This is a genomic window from Paenibacillus qinlingensis (assembly GCF_031455095.1).
Taxonomy (GTDB): domain Bacteria; phylum Bacillota; class Bacilli; order Paenibacillales; family NBRC-103111; genus Paenibacillus_E; species Paenibacillus_E qinlingensis_A.
In genome coordinates this window covers 1-20,650 of the sequence record NZ_JAVDSB010000017.1, presented here as the reverse complement: position 1 = coordinate 20,650, position 20,650 = coordinate 1, and the positions used below count along the sequence as shown (strand labels likewise).

Sequence of the window (20,650 nt, the reverse complement as noted above, 5' to 3'; positions counted from 1 at the left end):
CCAATCATGACAACTGCACCTACTCTAAATAAACCAATCGTTCGTAAAGCGGTAAATTGGAACCGACCTGATGATGATTTTACGAATACGTTCTGGAATCAAAATATTATGCAATTTTGGACAGATGAAGAGATTCCATTGTCTGATGATAAAATGTCTTGGATCACCTTGAGCGCTGTGGAGCGCGAGCTGTATATGAAGGTACTTGGCGGTCTGACATTGCTCGATACGATGCAAGGCGGCGTTGGGATGCCGAAGATTCTTGAGCATGTGGATGGGCTGCAGCGCAAAGCTGTGCTTAGCTTCATGGGGATGATGGAGCAGATCCACGCGAAGTCTTACAGTTCGATTTTCACGACGCTGTCTACGACAGAAGAGATCAACGAGCTGTTCCAATGGGTGGAGCGTAATCCACACTTGCAGTTTAAGGCGAATAAGATTTCACATTATTATGAAAATATTAATACGACCAAAGAGCTGTATCTAGCGATGGCATCGTCTGTTTTGCTAGAAAGCTATTTGTTCTATAGCGGTTTCTATTATCCGTTGTACTTGGCTGGCCAAGGTAAAATGACGAGTAGCGGCGAAATCATTGATTTGATTCTACGCGATGAGAGTATCCACGGCTTGTACATCGGCGTGTTGGCACAAGAGGTCTACGCGGAGCTTAGCCCTGCTGAGCAAGATGAGGCGTATGCGACGCTATGTGCCCTGTTGAAAGAGCTTCATGCAAATGAAGAAGGCTATACAGATAGTCTGTACGGACCGCTCGGTCTAGCAGACGAAGTGAAAGCATTCTTGCGCTATAATGCGAATAAGGCGTTCATGAACTTGGGTGTTGAGCCGATGTTCCCGGAAGAGGAGATCAACCCGATTGTATTGAACGGTCTGAGCACGAAGACAAAGCAGCATGACTTTTTCTCCAAAAAAGGCAATGGTTATGTGCGCACGATTCACGTCGAGGCTTTGACGGACGATGACTTTATATTTTAAGAAGTGAAACATAAAGTGAAAAAATGAACCACTCAGCGGTTGCTGGGTGGTTTTTTTTGGTTATGCGCCTAGCTAATCGGGTCGATAAGCCTGTAACTCGAAAAATTCGAGTTGCGGGAGGAGAAAGAGTCGAAGTAGCCGCTGTAACTTGAAAAATTCGAGTTGCAGTTATCGAATCGTATCCAGGACTGATGGGGGTTCAGTCTCAAGGCTGATGTCAACGTAACAATGTTATGTTAAATTAAACTTGCAAAGGAGGGATGTCGTTTGGAAGAGGATTTGATCTCCAAAAAAGAGCTATTAGAGCTAACAGGAATATCCTATGGTCAATTATACCGCTGGAAACGGAAAAACTTAGTTCCTGAGGAATGGTTTATACGGAAATCAGCGTTTACGGGACAGGAAACGTTTTTCCCGAAGGGGCAGATGCTGGCGCGTATCGATAAAATTTTAAATATGAAAGATGATCTATCTCTTGACGAACTAGCGGATGTGTTCTCTATCGTTCCGAGTGATCTGAGAATAGACAAATTAGAGCTTGTGAAGCGAAACATTGTTTCACTGACGACGATTGAATATGCTTCCCCCTTTTTAGGGGCGACAGCGGTGTACAGCTTTGAAGAAACGTTGTTTCTGTTCCTATTAGAGGATTGCTTACAAACTGGTGAGATGAGCCTCGATGAAGGAAAGCACCTGCTTCTGACGATGAAAGAGCAATATGACAAGTTTGAGGGAAAGCCTTGTGATTTAATTTTTATTCGCAAGATGGGCTTAACTTTGTTCTTCCTGGTTACGACAGGCTGTGAACTGTTTTGCGAGCGTGGTGCTAAGATCGTGCTCCGCGTGCAGGTAGCGAAGAAAATTGAAGAGTTGAAGTTAAAAATGACAACAATGTAAGGAGGTGGCATCCATGCACTCAGCTGAACTGAAACGTAATTTGATGATCTCTGGGATAGGTTCTTCGAATGGCGGGAGCTTTCGTACCGTGAAAATTGATGGATTAGGACGCCTGGAAGGGGACGTTATTTGCTCGCATTTTACGCTAAATGGTCGTGGAGAAGTGAATGGCAGCATCCAATCGGAAACGGCGGAAATGAATGGGACCCTTACGATTCAGGGGGATTTGAAGGCTAAGCGTACACGGATTCATGGGAGAGTGAAGGTTGAGGGTAATTATTTTGGCGAAAATATTGAGATACACGGCGCATCCACGATAACCGGCAGCTGTGAAGCAGAGAAGTTTCACGCAAATGGCAAGCTGCATGTGGGCACACTCAATGCGGATACCATCCAAGTTACCTTGCACGGTCATTGCAAAATATCGGAAATCGGTGGAGAACGAATCCAAATTCGTAAGCAGCCGGGTATTAGCTTTGCTAGTTTGTTGAAGATTCTGCCTGCAGCTATCGGCAATCATTTGACGTGCCAGACGATCGAAGGCGATCATATTTATCTGGAGTACACGACGGCAGATGTAGTAAGAGGGGCGAATATTACGATTGGGCCTGGATGCGAGATCGGACTCATTGAATATACGGTCAAGCTCGAACAGGATAAGAAATCCAAAGTGAAGATCAGCGAAAAAGTGTAGCGGAGAGAGGAGGGTTTGATGTACAATGGAATTGAATGCAAACAAACGTTCGCAAATTAGTAACTTGAACATTACAGGCAGCTCTACTGTGGCAGGTGGTCTTTACGATCGTGTGAAAATTGTTGGAGAAGGAAGCATTGAAGGCGATACGAAATGCCGGCTTCTGAAATGTGTCGGAACATTAGAGATGGAAGGCAATTTGCAGACAGGCCAAGCGGGTATTGTGGGCACTTTTGCGTTGACGGGAAATGTTCGAAGCGATACAATGAAAAATTCGGGGACGGTGAGTATCAGTGGTGATGCCGAAATTGGCTCACTTACGGGTTCAGGGACGATTGAAGTGAAAGGCCATATGCAAGGCACCAAGATCGCGCTTAAAGGGCATATCGCCGCAGGAGGGGATTGCGAAGTCGATGTGTTTAATCTGAAGGGAATGTTTGATGTTGGTGGATTGTTGAACGCAGGAGAGATCGATATCAAGCTATTTCAAGATTCAACGGCGAAAGAGATTGGTGGAGAGAAAATTAGAATTCGCAAAGCGAGCATGCTCCATCCGTTTAGCTTTTTCTTTAGACCCTCACCGCACGCAAAGGTTATGGTTTCGGTGATTGAAGGGGATGATATTTACCTGGAGCATACGAGAGCGAAGGTAGTCCGCGGTAACCAAGTTGTCATTGGGCCTGGCTGTGAAGTCGAACTGGTTGAATACAAGGTGCATCTGGAGAAAAAGAAGGGTGCCATTGTGAAAGAATCACGCAAGATGTAGTACGCCTGTCCGTTTAAAGTGGACAGACGAAACGAAATAGTAAAGGAATGTGTAAGAATGACGAAAGCAAATAATAAAGTAGGCTTTGTTTTAGCAGGTCTGCTCTTGGCGATGCTGATGGCATCGATGGATAATACGATTGTCGCTACAGCAATGGGAACGATCGTAGGTGATCTTGGCGGACTGGATAAGTTCGTTTGGGTAACATCCGCATACATGGTTGCTGAAATGGCCGGTATGCCGATTTTTGGTAAGTTATCCGATATGTTCGGGCGTAAACGGTTTTTTATTTTTGGTTTAATTGTATTCTTGCTTGCCTCTATCCTGTGTGGTACAGCAGAAAGTATTGTTCAGCTTAGCATTTATCGTGCGCTTCAAGGGATTGGCGGCGGAGCGCTTATTCCGATTGCATTCACAATTATGTTTGATACTGTCCCTGTTGAACAACGCGGGAAGTTAGGCGGTTTGTTCGGTGCGGTATTCGGTTTGTCGAGTATTTTCGGACCGTTGCTTGGCGCGTATATTACAGATTATATTAACTGGCATTGGGTCTTCTATGTCAATATTCCTCTTGGTATTTTGGCCCTTATTTTTATTGCAATCTACTACAAAGAATCACCGATTCATACGAAGCAGAAAATCGACTGGTGGGGTGCCGTTACGCTTGTTGGTGCCGTTGTCAGTATGATGTTTGCCCTTGAGCTTGGTGGAAACAAATATGCATGGGATTCCAGCTTAATTATTGGACTATTTGCAGCTTTCACCGTATTAACGATTTGTTTTATCTTCATCGAAAGAAAAGTCATCGAGCCTATTATTTCATTCCCAATGTTTAAGAACCGTCTTTTTACAACGAGTAATGCGCTTGGTTTATTGAGCGGGATGGGCTTCATCACAGCATCTGTGTATATCCCGATTTATATTCAAGGGGTACTTGGCGGTACAGCTACGAATTCGGGACTCGTCTTATTGCCGATGATGGTAGGTTCCGTATTCTCAGCGGTCGGCGGCGGTTTCTTAATGAATAAGATGCCCTACCGGAACATTATGATGATCTTTGTTGTAATTCTAGCAGCGGGTATGTTCATGTTGACACAGCTTGAACCGGATACAACTCGCTTGTATGTGACAATGTGCATGATCGTCGTTGGTGTTGGGATCGGCGCGAGCTTCTCGGTACTTTCCAATGCGGCGATTCATCACTTTGATCCGTCCCAGCGTGGTTCAGTGAATGCAACAGTCTCGTTCGTTCGTTCCTTAGGTATGACGTTAGGGATTACACTATTCGGAATTATTCAACGGAATGATTTTACAGCGAAGCTTAAGGATATTTTCGCTGGAAGCGGGCAAGGGAACATGGCTGACAATCCAGCGTTTAGTGATCCTAGGGTATTGCTGGCACCTGAAATGCGAGCCCAAATTCCAAAACCTGCTCTAGATAAAATTACAGCCGGATTATCATCCTCGATTTCCTATACATTTATGTGGGCATTGATTCCAACAGCTTTGGCTGTTATAGCAGCAGTTCTCATGAGTAAAGAACGATTAACCGAATCCTTGGAGCATAAGCAAGCTGAGCAAGCGGCAGCAGAGCTGAAAGGAAAATCTTAAACAAAAAACATCCCAAGACATGATTTCATGTTCTGGGATGTTTCTTTTCATGTAGTTGGTGCATTAAGCGTAAGACTCTTTGATGACAGGCTCAGTCAATTTGTAACCAACGTTGCGGATCGTCATGATATATTCCGGATGACGTGCATTCTGCTCAATCTTGTCACGCAGATGCGAGATATGGACGTCTACGATGCGCGTATCCCCGAGGAAATGATAGTCCCACACGCCGTGAAGCAGCTGTTGTCGACTAAGGACTTTGCCGCGATGCTTGCAGAGGAATAGAAGCAATTCAAATTCCTTCGGTGTAAGCTCGATAGGCGTGCCATTCATCGTTACTTCCCGTTGCTCTGCTTTGACGGAAATTTGACCGATCGCGATCGGTGCTTCTTCTGTCGTTGAAGGCAAGGTTTGAATACGGCGATGAATTGCTTGGATACGTGAGACAAGCTCAAGCGGTGAGAAAGGTTTTGTCATGTAATCATCGGCTCCGTTGTCTAAACCGGCAATTTTATCGGTTAGATCCTGCATAGCCGTCAACATAATAATTGGAACAAGGTTGTTCTGGCTTCTCAGCTTGCGGCATACTTGTAAGCCGTCCATTTTGGGCAGCATGAGATCAAGGACAATAAGGTCAGGGCGAAAGGATTGAATAGCGCCGAAGACAGCTTCTCCGTCGAATACACAGTGTACTTCGAAACCGGCAAGCTTTAGGTTAAATTCAATTAGCATGGAAATTGAAGGTTCGTCATCAACAATAAGAATTTTCTTTTTCATTGTTAGGTATCTCCTTTTAATGAAGGATATCTCTAGTATGACGTACCTCTATCATCGTGATATTAAGATAAAGTTAACCCTGTGTTAAATTGCAATCGGAATCAGGTTATAATAGGATAGAGAATGAGGTGAATGAACAGAGATGGCTTTTCATATTGTATTGGTAGAACCAGAAATTCCTGCGAACACAGGTAACATTTCTCGCACATGTGCAGCAACAGGTACGCATCTTCATTTGGTGAGACCCCTTGGCTTTGATACCGATGATAAGACGCTGAAGCGAGCTGGTCTTGATTATTGGCATTCCGTAAAGATTGACTATCACGATTCATTCGATGAAGTCATGGCAGCGTATGAGGGTCATAGATTCTTCTTCGCATCAACGAAGGCAAAACTACGTTACTCCGATTTTACTTTCCAAGATGGCGATTTTTTCGTGTTTGGTAAAGAGACTAAAGGTTTGCCTGAGGAATTGCTTCGTCAACATCCAGATACCTTAATACGGTTGCCAATGTCCGACGCGGTAAGATCATTAAATCTATCCAACTCAGCGGCTATTATTTTATATGAGGGATTACGACAAACTGGATTTGTAGGTCTCGAGTAGGAATACTCCTGACCTACGTTTTTTAGTGCTCAAGCGACATTTCTGACAAGAAAAGAAAGTTTTTAGGGCTTTGGCAGAAGGAATTACATGAATGACGGCGAATAGTATCGGTAAGCTCGATATGGTTAAGATGGTCGAAGTGAAATCGCCGGAAATGTAGAAAACGTCTGGGAAAAGAGAGGTGAAGTCCTATGATGAAGCCAGCTGGAGTCGTACGTAAAGTCGATCAATTGGGACGAATCGTATTACCTAAATCGTTAAGAAAGCGATACCAAATGAATGAGGGGGATCCTGTAGAAATTCTAGTGCAGGGAGACCATATTATTCTCGAGAGATATCGTCCGAAATGTGTATTCTGCGGTAGCATGGAAAGTGTCAGTGAATTCAAAGATCGCTATATTTGCGGCGTTTGTATAACTGAAATGAACCTGCTTAAGGCGAGAGCCTAGTAGTTTAACAAATGAAAAAAAGCATCGTTTTCTCCAACTGGAGAAGACGATGCTTTTTTCTTGGCTTTTATAGGCCTTTTGTTTTGTCCTCGTTATAGGAAGCCGTCAACATAGCGACGATGAATAATAGAAAAACCGAATTAACGAGCCAAAATGTTGTAGATAAACCGAACATTGCTGCACCTCCTATAGGGTTAAAGAACATTTTTGCACATAGTTAAGGCTTATTATACCCAACCATCCCCAAAAAAGAAACGAATATTGTGTGAATAATTTGGGTCATTTGAAAAACAAGAAGTTTGTAGCGAGTGGTCGGAGTCTTCCATCGGAAGGACGATTGATTACGCTGCCACCCCAGACAAGTGTCGTAGAGCCGCCTCCATCTAGATTGTAAGCATCAACGACGCCTAGCTGTTGCATCTTGTCCTGCAGCTCAGCCAGTGTAGCACCGGAATTGCCGCTCTCATCGTAGCCGTCTGTAACAAGGAATAAGAGCTGATCATGCTTGTAATTAGCCATCACGGTTCGTGCAGCTCTTGCTGGTGAACTCTGCCATTGATACGGAATAGATGTCTTGCTGCCGTTCTTCATCAACACGGGGACGAATGTCGAACCCATCAGAGGATTCAACTTATCAAGCTCCGACTGCGAGCTGAACTTGCCGCCGATCAGCTTTCGGTCCTTGTTCAAACCGATGAAAGCTGTGTCATTGTTGGTTGGGAAGAAGCCGTTGACATATTTCCCGTTCATCACGGTGGTGTCCAGCGGATAGCGTTTTCCACGGTTATCGTCCGCGAAGCCGCCAGCGTTAATGCCGACAACGGCGCCATAGCGCGAAGCCGCGGCTAACGTCGTTTCACTCGAACCGAGCTTATCGTTCCCTAACACAAGCTTGATCGCTTTATCACTTTTGAGGTTCACTTTAAGAGCATAACCTGAATAATGTTTTTCATTCAAAGCGAACAGCTGAATATCAATATTGCCAGAAGTGGCTGAACGGATGGGACTTCCAAGCTTGGCTGTAATACGTGCATCATAGATAAGTCCGGGTTTGACGACTTGCGAAGCCGCACTTTGGAGCATGGCGGTTACTTCTGCCGTGCTTTTCTCGTACAGCTGAAAATACTGTTGAATAATAGTTTTCGTTTGAACGGCGTCATTATTCGCCTTGGTCAATAGGCTGTTCAAGTTATTCGTCTCTTGCTCTAGCTGGAGTGGTATTGACGCTATAGGTGAATTGACTGGAATAGAAATATGCAGGGAGACGAAGAGCAGCCAAATCAGCATGCCCAGGAATGGGGCACATACAAGCAACATCATACGATTGATTTGCTGAATCGAATTTGCTGTCATTATTTCAACACATCCAGATTCTTAGTCAGCTCATCTAGCTTCTTTTTGACGTCTGCAAGCTGCGTATACAATTGATTACTATTATCGGTCTTGCTGTTAGCGCTATCTTTGGTGAATGCCAGTAGTTCATTCAATGAATCTACTTTGGCTTGCAAAGTCTTCATATCGGTAGTTACACTATCCTTCAATTGAGAGACTTGCTTCTGATAATCTTGTTGAATTACCTGTAATTGCTGCTGGGTTTGCTGTGCGATATCGGTAGATATTTGTTGCCTCAGATGCTCCGTGTACATCATCGTAGCTGTTACTCCGACTGCGATCAGCATGACCCAACCCACGAATAGGTAGACATACGTTTTCTTCTTGACCCTTGTTGCCTTCGACGTGCGGGGAAAAGAATTCGCCGTTGCGCTTTCAATGGGCATACTCATGAAAATCACCTCTTACATACTAGTATAGCATATTCCATTATTTTCTCGGAACTTTAGATAGAATTCGCTGTTTTTCGATATTCATTGGGGGTCATCCCCGACATTTTTTTGAAAACCTTACTGAAATACTTTTCATCCTGATAACCAACCATCTCAGCAACCTGGGAAATGCGCAGATTTGGGTTGCAGAGCAGCACCTTCGCCTTGCTCATCCGAATCTGTCCTAAGTAATCAGATAGATTGACTTCGAACTCCTGTTTGAATTTGCGAGAGATATACTCACGGCTTAGATAGAAGCGGCTAGCAATATCCGCAAGCGAAATATCCTCGTGGTAGTGTTTTTCTAGAAAACTAGCGATTTCGAAAATAACATTGTTCCCCTTGTGCTGACTCTCGAGATGGAGTTTGGATAGCTGAACGAGGCTGCGAGTTAACTCTTGCTGCCAGAGAGACAAAGAGAGGATGCCCTTCTCATCGAGTGTAATAATCGTAGCAACGCTATCTTCTAGGAGCAGCGGATGAATCTCTTCCTCGCGGCTGTTCGGCAGCAACTGCTGGACCCAACGACGCATCATCACACGATATTCTCCCCACCAGTGCTCCAGCTGCTCAGGCGTAATCACTTCACAGCTTCGGATTGCGTCGATCCACAGCTGTACTATCTCTTGGATCTGCTCGACATTCCCACTGCGCAGCGCCAGATAGATTTGCTCTTCAAACTGGTGAAAGGTTAACGTTTGTGGTGTAACCTTGGCAGGCAGCCAATTCGTATGAATCCAGGTTTCTTTGGATTTCAGATTACGTTGACGGAGGGCATCGCGCGCTTCCTGGTAGGAAAGCTTCAATTGACTTGGAAAACTATGTTCACGCCCAATCCCGAAGTCCACACGGGCATGCAAAGCAGTGCGAATCCCATCATTTATCGTAGCGAGCAATTCCTCCGCTTGGGAAGGTTCAGACCATAAAAAAAGAACAATTTCGTTCGAATTATGCAAGTGTCGGAAAGCGTAGCCGCGCTGAGGCGGAACAAGAAATTCATTGCAAATATTAATCAAGGAGAAAAGAAGGAGATCCATATTTTGACTGAATTTATTCTTGATACTAGCCTCCATCGTATCTAACGAGAGAATGGCAACTCGGCAGGTCGTGACATGTCTGGATAAATGAAGCTCACGCTCTAGCTGGTCAGCGACAGGTTCGTACGTATTCGGTTCGGCAATTAACGCGGAAAGCAGCTTATCCCAGTAAATCGGTTTGAATTGGTTCACTTCGATATTGAGCTCTCGATTGGCATGCCGCTGTTCTTCATCCTTAAGCCAGGTCTGAATGGCTTTGTCCAAAGCTTCGTTCAACTGATCTGGATCGATCGGTTTCAAAATATAATCGGTTCCACCGAACTTCACCGTATGTCGAAGTAACGAAAAGTCGTCGTGACCACTGATAACGATCGTCTTGGCATCAGGGGCAAAACGATGCAGCCACTCTAGCAGCTTCACGCCATTCATGCCGGGCATCATCATATCGGTCATAATGATTTCTGGATGCTCACTGCCAACCAAGGCAACGGCGGCTTCCCCGTCAGATGCTTCTAATATGGTATCAATGCCATAATGCTTCCAATCCACAAGCAATCGGATGGCATCACGAACATGCTTCTCATCATCAACAAGTAATACTTTCATTTCAGGTAACTCCCTTTTTCATCGGAATAAGAATGACAATTCGCAGGCCTTGGGGATGGACATGGTCGATCTCCAATGTGGCATCATCATTGAAATAGAGCTGGACGCGCGTAAGAACATTACGTAAACCGATATAGGAATCATCTGCTGCAGTTGGCGTTTTCAAACGACTTCGGACTTCATGGATCCGCTGTTCCGTCATCCCAATGCCATTATCAACAACGGTGAGCTTCAAAAAGTCACCTTCTGCGGTGATTAGTTTCGCAGCTTCGATACGCAACAGACCGACGTCTCGCGATTGGCTAGGTTTAAAGCCATGCTTGAAATAATTTTCGACAAGCGGTTGAAGCATCATTTTAGGAACAGATAAGGTCTGAGTGACTTCCTCAATCGCATAAACAATTTCAAATTGATGTTCAAAACGCTGCTTCTGCAGCTCCAAATAGGCTTTCGTATGTTCAATTTCTTTACGAAGCGGAACCACCGATTCATTCGTGTTCATGCTGTAGTGCATCATTTTGGCCAAAGAATTAATCAAGGTGTAAATCTTAGGAGCTTCGTGCTGCAAGGCTAAGGTACCGATAGATTGCAAGGCATTATTCAGAAAATGCGGGTTAATCTGCGCTTGCAAGGCCATGAGTTGATTCGATTTATTCGCGAGTTCCAACCGATATTCACGCATAACCATTTGATCTAGATCTTGCATAAGCCCATGGAAGCGGTTTGCGAGAATCCCCATTTCGTCCACGCGGGTCAACTCAATATCGCTTTGCTGATCACCTAGCCCAGCTTGTCCAGTTTGAATACGGGTAATGTACCGAATTAATTGCTTGATTGGGGCAGTGAAACGAATACTAATATAGACCGTACCAGCCATGACAATCAGCATGGAGAAACTAAGGATTAGAGCATTAATGAAAGTCAACTGGCGAGCATTTTTGGTTAAAAGCTCATAGGGAATACGCTTGACAATGGTCCAGTTCAAATAGTCTGCGCGCATTTTCTCATACATATTAATCCCGGCAAAATCACCTTTCGTCCACTCGTAGCTGCCTCGATCAAGCGTACTTTGAATCGCTTCATTTCCCCAACTGTCACCTAAAGGAAGTCCCCATTTGCTTGCATCCGGGCCGAAGACGATCTTCCCTTTTTCATCTAAAATATAGAGCTCCTCTTGATCATGGGTGAAAAGGCTTTGGGAAATGTCGGAAATAAGATCTAATTTCAAATCAATCACCAGCTCGCCAATGGATTGATTACTGGGTGAGTACATGACGTTTCGGTGCATAGAAATAACTGGCGTTGGGATAGAATACGCAGTAAGCGACATCCCGTATAAATTGCTCTGGTGAGTCGTTTCAAAATAGACAAGCTTGTCCGCTGGGAACGGCTGCAGTCCTTCATATTTACCCACCATGCCTACTTGGATGTCATTGTTGGAGAGATAAGAACGGTTGCTCACTGAGGCATACAGGTAAATTTGTTTGATTTCCTTCACGGAGTGTGACATTACCTGGAGCCCGCTTTTGATCACTTTATCGCTCTGATAGTCGATTTCACGCTGCGTTTGAATAATATCATAAAATTGACCAAGCTCAGCCAGATTTCTTCCTGTGTAAATCGTCGAGGAAGCCTGAACAAGGCCGTTCAGATAGTTTTCGATGTTTGTTTTACCCTGTGTAAGCAGCACGGAGTTGTTCGTGAGCGTATCCTCGGTAACCTTCTGCTTCGTAAAAAAGTAGGACACAACAAGGGAGGTGAGGAAGGGGATTAACGTGGCAATGAGCAAAAATAAGATGAGTTTATTGCGGATACTATGTCGAATCACACGTCATCAACTCGGTTTCTGTATTAGGATTTTCCCCTACATTGTAGCAGGAGAGGTCAACAAATTCCACCTAATGCGTCACCATTGTCTGTGTTTTGGGGTACTGCAGCACTCTATACTTGGGGTATAGTAGCAAAATGGTAAGGGGGACTTCCCAGTGAAAACAAAAAGAATGCTTTCTGGATGGCTTCAGCAATGGGTTTTTATCGGACCTGCGTTAGTATTTTTTACCATCGTAGTCTTGATTCCATTTCTGATGAGCATCTATTATTCGTTTACCGAATGGAATGGCGTAACAACAGAAGTGAAATTCAATGGGTTGGAAAACTTCAAACAAATCCTATTCCATGATAAGGATTATCGCAATGCATTTAACTTTACTTCACGTTTAACCGTGACGAACGTTATTCTGACAAACCTAGTAGGTTTCTTACTCGCCTTATTGCTGACGCAAGCGCTGAAAACAAGAAATGTGCTGCGCACCATCTTTTTCATGCCTAACGTAATTGGTGGTTTGTTGCTTGGTTTTATTTGGCAGTTTATTTTTGTAAAAGGATTTGCGACTCTTGGCAATCTTACACATATCGGCTTTTTCGAATTACCTTGGTTGGGCGATTCACCGACGGCTTTCTGGGCGATCGTTATTGTCAGTGTGTGGCAGGGTGCAGGATATCTAATGATTATCTACATAGCGGCCTTGTCGAATGTACCGAAGGATATGCTGGAAGCAGCTTATATTGACGGTGCATCCCGTTTACAAGTATTGCGAAGCATCATCGTTCCACTCATTATGCCAGCAGTGACAGTCTGTTTGTTCTTGACGATTTCATGGTCATTCAAAATCTTTGATTTGAATTTCTCTTTGACAAAAGGCGGACCATTCAATTCTACGGAGTCCGTATCCATCAATATTTATCAAGAAGCATTCCGTAATAACCGCTACGGCTTAGGTACGGCCAAAGCTCTCGTATTCTTCATCGTGGTTGCCATCATTTCAACCATCCAAGTGATGTACACCAAGCGTAAGGAGGTTGAGGTCTAATGGCTTCCGTCAAAAAATATACAGGTCGATTATTTGCTCTCGAAGTCCTGGGCATTCTAGTTGCCTTACTATTCTTAATTCCGTTTTACTTTGTTATCGCAAATTCCTTGAAGACGTTCCCTGAACTTGCAGCGAATACAGCGAAACTTCCAAGCTCTCTTTACCTAGATAACTACACGAAAGTGTGGAGTATCATGAAGTTTCCAAAGGCGTTCTTCAACTCTTTGTTCATTACCGTTTTGGCTAATGTGGGCCTTGTGGTGATCTCGTCCATGGCAGCTTATCGCATGGTGAGAAAATCTAGTAAATTCAATAACTTGGTGTTCTTGGCTTTCGTAGCTGCGATGGTAATTCCTTTCCAGTCGATTATGATTCCGCTAGTACGTGTAGCTAGTCAAATTGGCTTCATGGATAGTAAGCTGGGATTGGTTGCTTGTTACTTCGGTTTCGGTGTTTCACTAAATGTGTTCTTGTATCATGGTTTCATCAAGTCCATTCCGCTGGAAATTGAGGAGTCGGCAAAAGTAGATGGCAGTTCAGCCTATGGTGTGTTTTGGAAAATCGTATTTCCATTGCTCAAGCCAATGTCGATTACGATTATCATTTTGAACAGTTTATGGATCTGGAATGACTACTTGCTTCCATCACTCGTACTGGGCAATCCGGAGCTGCGAACGATTCCGCTCGCTACCTTCTCTTTCTTTGGACAATATACGAAACAATGGGATTTAGCTCTTGCTGGGTTAACCTTAAGCGTACTGCCGATCGTTATTTTCTTCTTGTTCTTACAGAAACATATTGTTGAAGGGATTACGGCAGGTTCAGTAAAAGGATGACAAAATTGCAAATAAGTTCAAGATATTCCACCTTTATGTTCAATATACTCGGTGTTAAGGCACGATGTAAGTGTTTACAATGAATCATGTAAGGAAGCAAGTTAAGGGCAAGTAAGCGGGGAACAAACGAAGAAACAAGTTAAAGGGAGGCATTACCTAAATGAAAAAATTAACGATGGTTTCAATGGCGGCAGTATTATCTTTATCCGTATTAGCAGCTGGCTGCGGGAAAAAAGACGAGACAGCAAGTCCAGCTCCAACTACGGGCGCTTCAACAGCTACAACAACACCTGCTGCTGGCGGTAAGCCAGTCACTATTAAAATTTTCCAATTCAAAGTAGAGATTGCAGATCAACTTGGTAAAATGGTGCAAGAGTATCAGAAGCTGAACCCGAACGTGAAAATTCAAGTGGACACTGTCGGTGGTGGTGCTGATTACGGTGCAGCCTTGCTAGCGAAGTTTAATGCAGGTGACAAACCGGATATTTTCAACAACGGTGGTTTCACGGATCTAGATAAATGGATCGATAACTTGGAAGATCTATCCGATCAACCTTGGGTGAAAGATCTTGTAGATGTTGCGAAAGAGCCTATGACAAAAGGTGGCAAGCTATACGGTCAGCCGCTTAACCTTGAAGGTTATGGCTTCCAATACAACAAAGATCTATTTGCTAAAGCGGGCATCACAGAGCTTCCAAAAACATTCTCTCAATTAGAAGCAGCGGCTAAAAAGTTGAAAGATGCGGGAATCACTCCTTTTGAAACTGGCTATGCGGAGTGGTGGGTACTTGGAAACCATTTCGTGAACCTTCCATTTGCTTATCAAAAGGATCCAAATGCGTTCATCGATGGCTTGAACAAAGGTACAGCGAAAATTACAGGTAACGAAGTGTTCAACCAATGGGCGAAATTGTTCGACCTTCAATTGCAATATGGCAACAAAAACCCACTACAAACCGACTACAATACACAAGTAACGGATTTTGCAACGGGTAAAGCGGCTATGACGCAACAAGGTAACTGGACACAAGTTCAAATTTCCAAAACAAACCCTGATATCAAAATTGGTTTCTTGCCAATGCCGATCAGTGATGATGCAACTGCGAACGACAAATTGTTCGTAGGCGTACCGAATAACTGGGTTGTTAACAAAAACTCTGCAGTGAAAGACGAAGCTAAGAAATTCTTGAACTGGATGGTTAGCTCCGATATCGGTAAGAAATACATCACAGACGAGTTCAAGTTTATCCCTGCGTTCAAATCCATTCCTGCTGACGAGAAAGTACTTGGACCATTAGCAGCAGACATTATCGCTTACAGCAAAGCTGGCAAAACATTGAGCTGGAACTGGTTCAAATTCCCAGGTGGAGAAGCATCGAGTAAGAAATTCGGCGATATCATGCAAGGTTATGTAGCGAAGAAGTATACCAAGGATCAAATGTTGGAAGAATTCCAGAAAACATGGGATAGCCTTAAGAAGTAACCCGAATCTAGACGTACGTCAAGCCTCAGCGCCAATGCTGGGGCTTTTTGCTGTTTAACAGTTCGCGCAATGGCTGTTACAATGTAGAAGACTGGGGGTTCACCATGAATCATAAAATTAGAGCATGGCTGCAGAACAGAGGGAATGCGCTTCCGCTAGAGAAAAAGTTGTCTCGCGATGCGATTATTTCCTTGATTATTCATACTATTTTTCAATTCGGAGCTTCCATGTCAGGGGTGTTCCTCAATTTATACTTATGGCGGTTAACGCATAGTGTAGTCGTGAATGGGACTTACAGCATCATCGTGTATATCTTAACACCGATAGGGTTCGCCATTGGCGGTTATATGATTAAGAAGAAGGATCGTATGGTCGCGTACCGGCTTGGCATCGTACTAATCGGTCTCTTCTATTTAAGTGTGAGTATTGCAGGGGAGCGGTTGGTCGATTATTATGTGCTTTTTGCCATATTTAATGGACTTGCTGGCGCTTTCTACTGGGTTGGCTATTTAACACTGATGTATGATGTGTCGACGGAACAGAATCGGATTCGCTATCTCGCGTTCAATATGATGTTCTTCACAGCGGCTACGCTTGCAGGGCCGGCACTTGCTGGTTTCATTATTCGGTTAAAAGAAGGTTTAAGCGGATATACCATCGTCTTCTCCATCGCATTCATCATGTTTGTATTGGCCGCGTTAATATCATTGAAAATCAAGGCGTCAAGCGGGCATCATCGGGTGTATTATTTGAAATACACAGGGCTCATCATGAAGAAAAAACAAGAGTGGTTGAAAGCGTTGTTTGGCTTCTTTGGTATGGGTTTGCTGCAGGGCACGATGATGTTTCTTCCGAACATTCTCTTATTCAAAGTACTGCCTCGTGAAGATTTGGTCGGTTATCTCGGTGTCCTTTATTCGAGTCTAAGTATCGTGATGGGGATTTTTATTTCGAAGTACGCGAATGCGGGTAGAGCAAGAATGTATTTGACCATTTCGACGGTAGGTTACCTTGTGGGTGTCTCCTGTATAATAGGAAGCTTAAATGTGTGGTCGGTCGTCGGCTTCATGATTCTGTATTCGATATTTGCACCTCTGCAAGGGAATACAATGACAGGTTTCTATTATAGCTTAATTGCGAGACTTCCTCTCAAAGGAGAATTAAAGGTCGAAAGTGTTGTTGTTCGGGAGTTTTTCTTGAATGTGGGGCGGGTTATTTCCATTCTAGCTCTAATCACTTTCGGGAGCGATTTGGACAGCGGCCTCATTCCATGGATTCTGTTGCTAGCCGCAATGACGCAATTTGGTTTGATTTGGTCGATTAAGAATCGATGAAAAGGATGATTGTCCCACAATTCGGTTATCCTAGTTGGTAGTGAATTGAAGAAGAGGGGCACTGTGGACATGGAGAAAGTGGATGCTTTGATCGTCGGAGGCGGCATTGCAGGGCTTCAAGCGGCGATTCAATTAGGCAGATATGAGCATAAAGTACTTGTGATTGATGCGGGTTACGGGCGTTCAACACTGTGTAGGAGCTATCATAATATTCTTGGTTGGCCAGACGGCGTATCGGGGGAACAATTACGACAATTAGGCAGGTTGCAGGCGGAGCGGTTAGGCGTTGTTTTTGTCCAAGATGAAGTTGTCCAAGCTGTCGCCAAAGGAAGAATAGGTGATGGCTTCGAGCTATGGGGAAAAAGTGGCCGAGGTTACGAAGCGAATACGCTTCTACTGGCGACTGGCTTGATCGATCGCATGCCTGAAATCCCGAACCTGAAGGAGTGCTTGGGATTAACCGTATATGTGTGTCCGGATTGCGACGGCTATGAAATTAAGGATCGCAGTACGGTGGTGATGGGCTCAGGTGATGCAGGAGCAGCAATGGCGATTAAGCTGCGCCACCGAACAGAGAGGATAACGTATGTAAATCACCAAAGCTGTGCTGTGAAAAGTGAGCATCTTATGGAGATGAAGAATAAAGGCATCACCTATTTGACAGAAGATCTTGCCGAGGTTATTGCCGATTCACCGGGGCGTTTCAAAGGCATTGTGCTCAAAGATGGCAGTAAAGTTGAAGCAGAGAGAGGCTTTATTGCCTTCGGAGGGAATGAGGTCAAGTCCGATCTAGCACGTCAGCTGGGTGCAGAACGCATGGAGAATCGACACATCATGACCGACCCTCGGAGTAAGATGACGAGCGTCCCATTCGTATGGGCGGCGGGTGATGTAGGTGTCCATGCTGAGCAAGTGACGATTGCCATGGGGGAAGGCTCACAAGCCGCGATATGGATGAACAAAGCACTGCTGCGGATGAATGAGGAGTCCAATGTTCATCGGGTTGTGATTCGGTCATAGGAGGGATGCCCTAAGTCGAAAAAATCGACTTAGGGGAGAGAAAAGAGCTATGAGGGATGCTCTAAGTCGAAAAAAACTCAAGCGTCTGAGACATCTTCTCCATTGAAAGATTCAGAACGATGCTTTTCAATGAGCTGGAACCTTAGTTCTTTGGTTTGTTGAAGATGTGTACGGCCTTTTTTACAATCGCAAGTTCTTCTTGAGCATCTGCAATGAGGCGATCTTTGGCAGCGAGTTCACGGTCTTTCTCTTTCAAAAGCTGTTCTAACTGGCGGAGTCTTTCTGGTGTTGCAATAGATTCACTATCAAACTGTCGATATTTCGCAACCCATTGGTGCAGGGTTCCTGCCGGAATATTCAATTCCTCAGCTATCTGTGTTACCGATTTCGTTTGTTCTTGAATGAATTTCACCGTCTGTTGTATAAATTCATCATTATACCTTTGCCGCTGCTCACCCAAAATGAACACCTCCTGATATGATTATTATTCTCTTTACGAGGTGTCTACTATTTATTCTAGTCGAAAAAATCCATTAATTCAGCTCAATACTTGGGAAAGCCGTAACTACGTGGGCATAGTCTAGTAAGGCTTTTTCACCGTTTGGCGTAAGATGATAGATGCCGCGGCTTTGTCTGACAAACCAACGATAGTAGTTTTGCTGGAGCAAGGAGCTTACATTCATATTACTCGTAAACTCACGCAGCTTGCGCGGACTTAGTGGGCCGTGTTGCTGCATCAGATAAGCGCAATGGAGCGATTTCTCGCGGTAGGCGGTCATTAGCTTCTGCTGGGAGCTGCCGCCAACGTTGTAGTCACCGCTGCGCTCATGAAATTCGGTCATTAATTTGCCAGAGGCCCGTTTATTAGGTCGTAAGGTATATGGTGTAGGCTCACAGACGAGATCGACTGTGGGCTGTTTGTGTTTGTAGAATTGGACCGTTAAGACACCTAGTCCAAGCATGCGACAAAGTCGACGAATGTCCTCCCATTGCACACGATGGGGGGCTTTCCCCTTGTTAGGGAGTTCGAAAGCGACATACACATCCTGTGTAAGCCGTAAACGATCAATCCCTTGAATGAGAAGCGGGATATTAAAGCTCTTCTTTAATTCAACAATTAGCGGTGGTTCCTCACCGCGAATGGCGACTAAGTCACAGTGCTTAACCTCCCCGCGGACGGTGTAGCCGCGCTGTTCGAAGAAGTTTTTGATCGGTGCATATAGCTCTGTTTCGGATTGAATCGGCATGAGGGATTTGTCTCCTCTTTTCGTGCGAAAAGTCTATTAGAATGGCTTTCATTATAGCATAGGTTGAGCTAGAATAGGAGGAAGGATCACTTGTACGTACGAGTTAGGAGATGAGAGATTTGAGTGAATTATTACAAGCGTGGTTGGGAAAAAGACTAGATTGCGCCTGCGGGCAAAAGCATGAGATTCCGATTCGCCGTATTGTCATAGCTCAAAATGCTTTAGCTGATGTTGTTGCTTATGTGAAGGAAACAGGGTATGAAGAAATAACGCTGGTAGCCGATGCGAATACCTATGCGGTGGCTGGTGAAAAGCTGCGTTCGCTGCTGGAAGACGGACAGGTGAAGGTTGGCACTTGTGTCATTCGTGAGAATGAGATGGGCGAAGTCGCAGCTGACGAGGAAGCTATCGTACAATTGATGTTGGACACGTCGACGACTTCACAAGTTCTGATCGCCGTAGGCACAGGGACGCTACATGACATTGTTCGCTTTGTAAGCCATCGAACGAATCGGCCTTTCCTCTCCGTGCCGACAGCGCCGTCCGTTGATGGGTTTGCCTCAGTGGGCGCACCGCTCATCGTTCGCGGTTTCAAACAGACGATTCCCTGCTCTGCGCCCGAGGCGCTGTTCGCTGACTTGGGCATACTCGCAGCAGCGCCGCAAGCCATGATCGCAGCTGGCGTTGGCGACATGCTCGGCAAGCACACCTCGCTCGCGGACTGGGCACTCGGCCGCGTGCTGTTAGACGAGCACTACTGCGAGCTGAGTGCTCGCTTGACTTTGGAGGCGGTGGAATTGACCACCGCCAATCTGGAAGAGATTGCGCAGCGCACCGAGCTGGGCATGCGCCGTTTGATGGAAGGCCTGATCCTATCCGGCCTTTCCATGCTTTTGGTCGGCCACTCGCGGCCGGCCTCTGGGGCTGAGCACCATCTCTCCCATTATTGGGAGATGGTGCTTCTGCAGCAGCGCCGCCGGGCGCTGCTGCACGGCGCGAAGGTCGGCGTCGCGACCGTGCTCATGGCGCAGCGCTATCAGGCGCTGCTTGAGCTTACGGCCGACGAGGCGGCTGCGCGCCTAGCGCAAGGGCTGGCCCCGAGTGCGCAGACGGATGCGGAACGCATCCGGGCGGCTTACGGGGCCATGGCCGAGGCCATCATCGCCGAGAATGCGTCGGCGATGGGGGTGGATGCGCGTGCGCTTGGGGCGCGCATCGCGAAGCATTGGGGCGATGTGCAGAGCATCGCCCGGGCGGTTCCGCCGCCAGCGCAGCTTGCTGCGTGGCTCGCGGCGGTGCAGGGGCCGGTAACGCCGGACCAGCTTGGCGTGGAGCCAGCGCTGGTGGAGGCATCGCTGCAGGATGCGCTGTTCGTGCGCAACCGGTTTACGATCTTGCGCTTACAGCGGCTGCTATAAGCACGGCACGCGGTCAATGGTTTTTCATAATCGATTTTGTCATCTTTCATACAACGCCAGTCCTTTAAAGAGGGCTGGCGTTTTTTAGAGGCCACTGAAAAAGTATACTAAGAAAAAAGGCACAGACTCTCATTTTATGAGGGCGCTGTGCCTTTTTTCTTGTATACTTTAAGTATTACGTC

General features: G+C 45.4%; 20 protein-coding genes. 13 read left to right on the top strand and 7 right to left on the bottom strand.

Annotated features, from left to right (window positions below):
- Positions 1 to 6 precede the first annotated feature (6 nt).
- From nrdF to J2736_RS28245, 5 genes are all read left to right on the top strand, one after another.
- Positions 7 to 993, top strand: coding sequence for a class 1b ribonucleoside-diphosphate reductase subunit beta (gene nrdF / locus J2736_RS28265; protein ID WP_310501927.1), 987 nt, complete (start codon positions 7 to 9; stop codon positions 991 to 993).
- A gap of 267 nt (positions 994 to 1,260) precedes the next feature.
- Entirely contained in the window at positions 1,261 to 1,890 is a 630-nt protein-coding gene (locus tag J2736_RS28260) for a YhbD family protein (RefSeq protein WP_310501926.1), read from the top strand.
- Between the two features lie 13 nt (positions 1,891 to 1,903).
- Positions 1,904 to 2,584, top strand: a complete 681-nt coding sequence (locus J2736_RS28255; protein ID WP_310501925.1) for a polymer-forming cytoskeletal protein — start codon at positions 1,904 to 1,906, stop codon at positions 2,582 to 2,584.
- 25 nt (positions 2,585 to 2,609) lie between these two features.
- Positions 2,610 to 3,350, top strand: a complete 741-nt coding sequence (locus tag J2736_RS28250; RefSeq protein WP_310501924.1) for a hypothetical protein — start codon at positions 2,610 to 2,612, stop codon at positions 3,348 to 3,350.
- A 57-nt stretch (positions 3,351 to 3,407) separates the two neighbouring features.
- Positions 3,408 to 4,961, top strand: coding sequence for an MDR family MFS transporter (locus tag J2736_RS28245; protein WP_310501923.1), 1,554 nt, complete (start codon positions 3,408 to 3,410; stop codon positions 4,959 to 4,961).
- A gap of 63 nt (positions 4,962 to 5,024) precedes the next feature.
- Here the strand turns inward: J2736_RS28245 and J2736_RS28240 are convergent, their stop codons facing one another.
- Complete coding sequence (locus J2736_RS28240) at positions 5,025 to 5,738, bottom strand: response regulator transcription factor (protein WP_310501922.1); 714 nt, start codon at positions 5,736 to 5,738, stop codon at positions 5,025 to 5,027.
- Between the two features lie 142 nt (positions 5,739 to 5,880).
- Between J2736_RS28240 and trmL the strand changes: the two genes are divergently transcribed.
- Positions 5,881 to 6,345 carry a tRNA (uridine(34)/cytosine(34)/5-carboxymethylaminomethyluridine(34)-2'-O)-methyltransferase TrmL gene (trmL, locus tag J2736_RS28235; protein WP_310501921.1) on the top strand — a complete coding sequence of 155 codons (465 nt, stop codon included), beginning with the start codon at positions 5,881 to 5,883 and terminating at the stop codon, positions 6,343 to 6,345.
- 194 nt (positions 6,346 to 6,539) lie between these two features.
- A complete protein-coding gene (locus J2736_RS28230) occupies positions 6,540 to 6,794 on the top strand; it encodes an AbrB/MazE/SpoVT family DNA-binding domain-containing protein (RefSeq protein ID WP_171630099.1) in 255 nt (84 codons plus the stop codon).
- Positions 6,795 to 7,073: 279 nt separating this feature from the next.
- On the opposite strand, the gene J2736_RS28225 is transcribed toward J2736_RS28230, so the two are convergent.
- The 4 genes from J2736_RS28225 to J2736_RS28210 are packed head-to-tail and all read right to left on the bottom strand — an operon-like array spanning position 7,074 to position 12,088.
- A complete protein-coding gene (locus J2736_RS28225; RefSeq protein ID WP_310501920.1) occupies positions 7,074 to 8,147 on the bottom strand; it encodes a phosphodiester glycosidase family protein in 1,074 nt (357 codons plus the stop codon).
- Positions 8,147 to 8,578 (bottom strand): hypothetical protein, encoded by a 432-nt coding sequence (locus tag J2736_RS28220; protein WP_310501919.1) that lies wholly within the window; start codon positions 8,576 to 8,578, stop codon positions 8,147 to 8,149. The genes J2736_RS28225 and J2736_RS28220 overlap by 1 nt, the downstream gene beginning before the upstream one ends.
- A gap of 53 nt (positions 8,579 to 8,631) precedes the next feature.
- On the bottom strand, positions 8,632 to 10,260 hold the full coding sequence (locus tag J2736_RS28215) for a response regulator (protein ID WP_310501918.1): 1,629 nt from the start codon (positions 10,258 to 10,260) through the stop codon (positions 8,632 to 8,634).
- Position 10,261: 1 nt separating this feature from the next.
- Positions 10,262 to 12,088: a cache domain-containing sensor histidine kinase gene (locus J2736_RS28210; RefSeq protein ID WP_310501917.1), complete on the bottom strand. Its 1,827-nt coding sequence runs from the start codon at positions 12,086 to 12,088 to the stop codon at positions 10,262 to 10,264.
- Between the two features lie 172 nt (positions 12,089 to 12,260).
- Between J2736_RS28210 and J2736_RS28205 the strand changes: the two genes are divergently transcribed.
- From J2736_RS28205 to J2736_RS28185, 5 genes are all read left to right on the top strand, one after another.
- Positions 12,261 to 13,130, top strand: a complete 870-nt coding sequence (locus J2736_RS28205; protein WP_310502017.1) for a carbohydrate ABC transporter permease — start codon at positions 12,261 to 12,263, stop codon at positions 13,128 to 13,130.
- Positions 13,130 to 13,966: a carbohydrate ABC transporter permease gene (locus J2736_RS28200; protein ID WP_310501916.1), complete on the top strand. Its 837-nt coding sequence runs from the start codon at positions 13,130 to 13,132 to the stop codon at positions 13,964 to 13,966. The genes J2736_RS28205 and J2736_RS28200 overlap by 1 nt, the downstream gene beginning before the upstream one ends.
- Before the next feature lie 160 nt (positions 13,967 to 14,126).
- Positions 14,127 to 15,449: an ABC transporter substrate-binding protein gene (locus J2736_RS28195; protein ID WP_310501915.1), complete on the top strand. Its 1,323-nt coding sequence runs from the start codon at positions 14,127 to 14,129 to the stop codon at positions 15,447 to 15,449.
- Positions 15,450 to 15,553: 104 nt separating this feature from the next.
- The gene (locus J2736_RS28190; protein ID WP_310501914.1) at positions 15,554 to 16,783 is read left to right on the top strand and encodes an MFS transporter; all 1,230 of its coding nucleotides are present in this window, start codon (positions 15,554 to 15,556) and stop codon (positions 16,781 to 16,783) included.
- Between the two features lie 69 nt (positions 16,784 to 16,852).
- On the top strand, positions 16,853 to 17,803 hold the full coding sequence (locus J2736_RS28185; RefSeq protein ID WP_310501913.1) for an NAD(P)/FAD-dependent oxidoreductase: 951 nt from the start codon (positions 16,853 to 16,855) through the stop codon (positions 17,801 to 17,803).
- 142 nt (positions 17,804 to 17,945) lie between these two features.
- Here J2736_RS28185 and J2736_RS28180 read toward each other — a convergent pair whose 3' ends face one another.
- Together J2736_RS28180 and J2736_RS28175 are read right to left on the bottom strand one after the other, a co-directional pair.
- Positions 17,946 to 18,272, bottom strand: a complete 327-nt coding sequence (locus J2736_RS28180; RefSeq protein WP_310501912.1) for a transposase — start codon at positions 18,270 to 18,272, stop codon at positions 17,946 to 17,948.
- Positions 18,273 to 18,336: 64 nt separating this feature from the next.
- Complete coding sequence (locus tag J2736_RS28175; RefSeq protein WP_310501911.1) at positions 18,337 to 19,050, bottom strand: DUF2161 domain-containing phosphodiesterase; 714 nt, start codon at positions 19,048 to 19,050, stop codon at positions 18,337 to 18,339.
- Between the two features lie 119 nt (positions 19,051 to 19,169).
- Here J2736_RS28175 and J2736_RS28170 point away from each other — a divergent pair, with 119 nt between their 5' ends.
- Positions 19,170 to 20,468, top strand: a complete 1,299-nt coding sequence (locus tag J2736_RS28170) for a sn-glycerol-1-phosphate dehydrogenase (RefSeq protein WP_310501910.1) — start codon at positions 19,170 to 19,172, stop codon at positions 20,466 to 20,468.
- Positions 20,469 to 20,650: the final 182 nt, after the last annotated feature.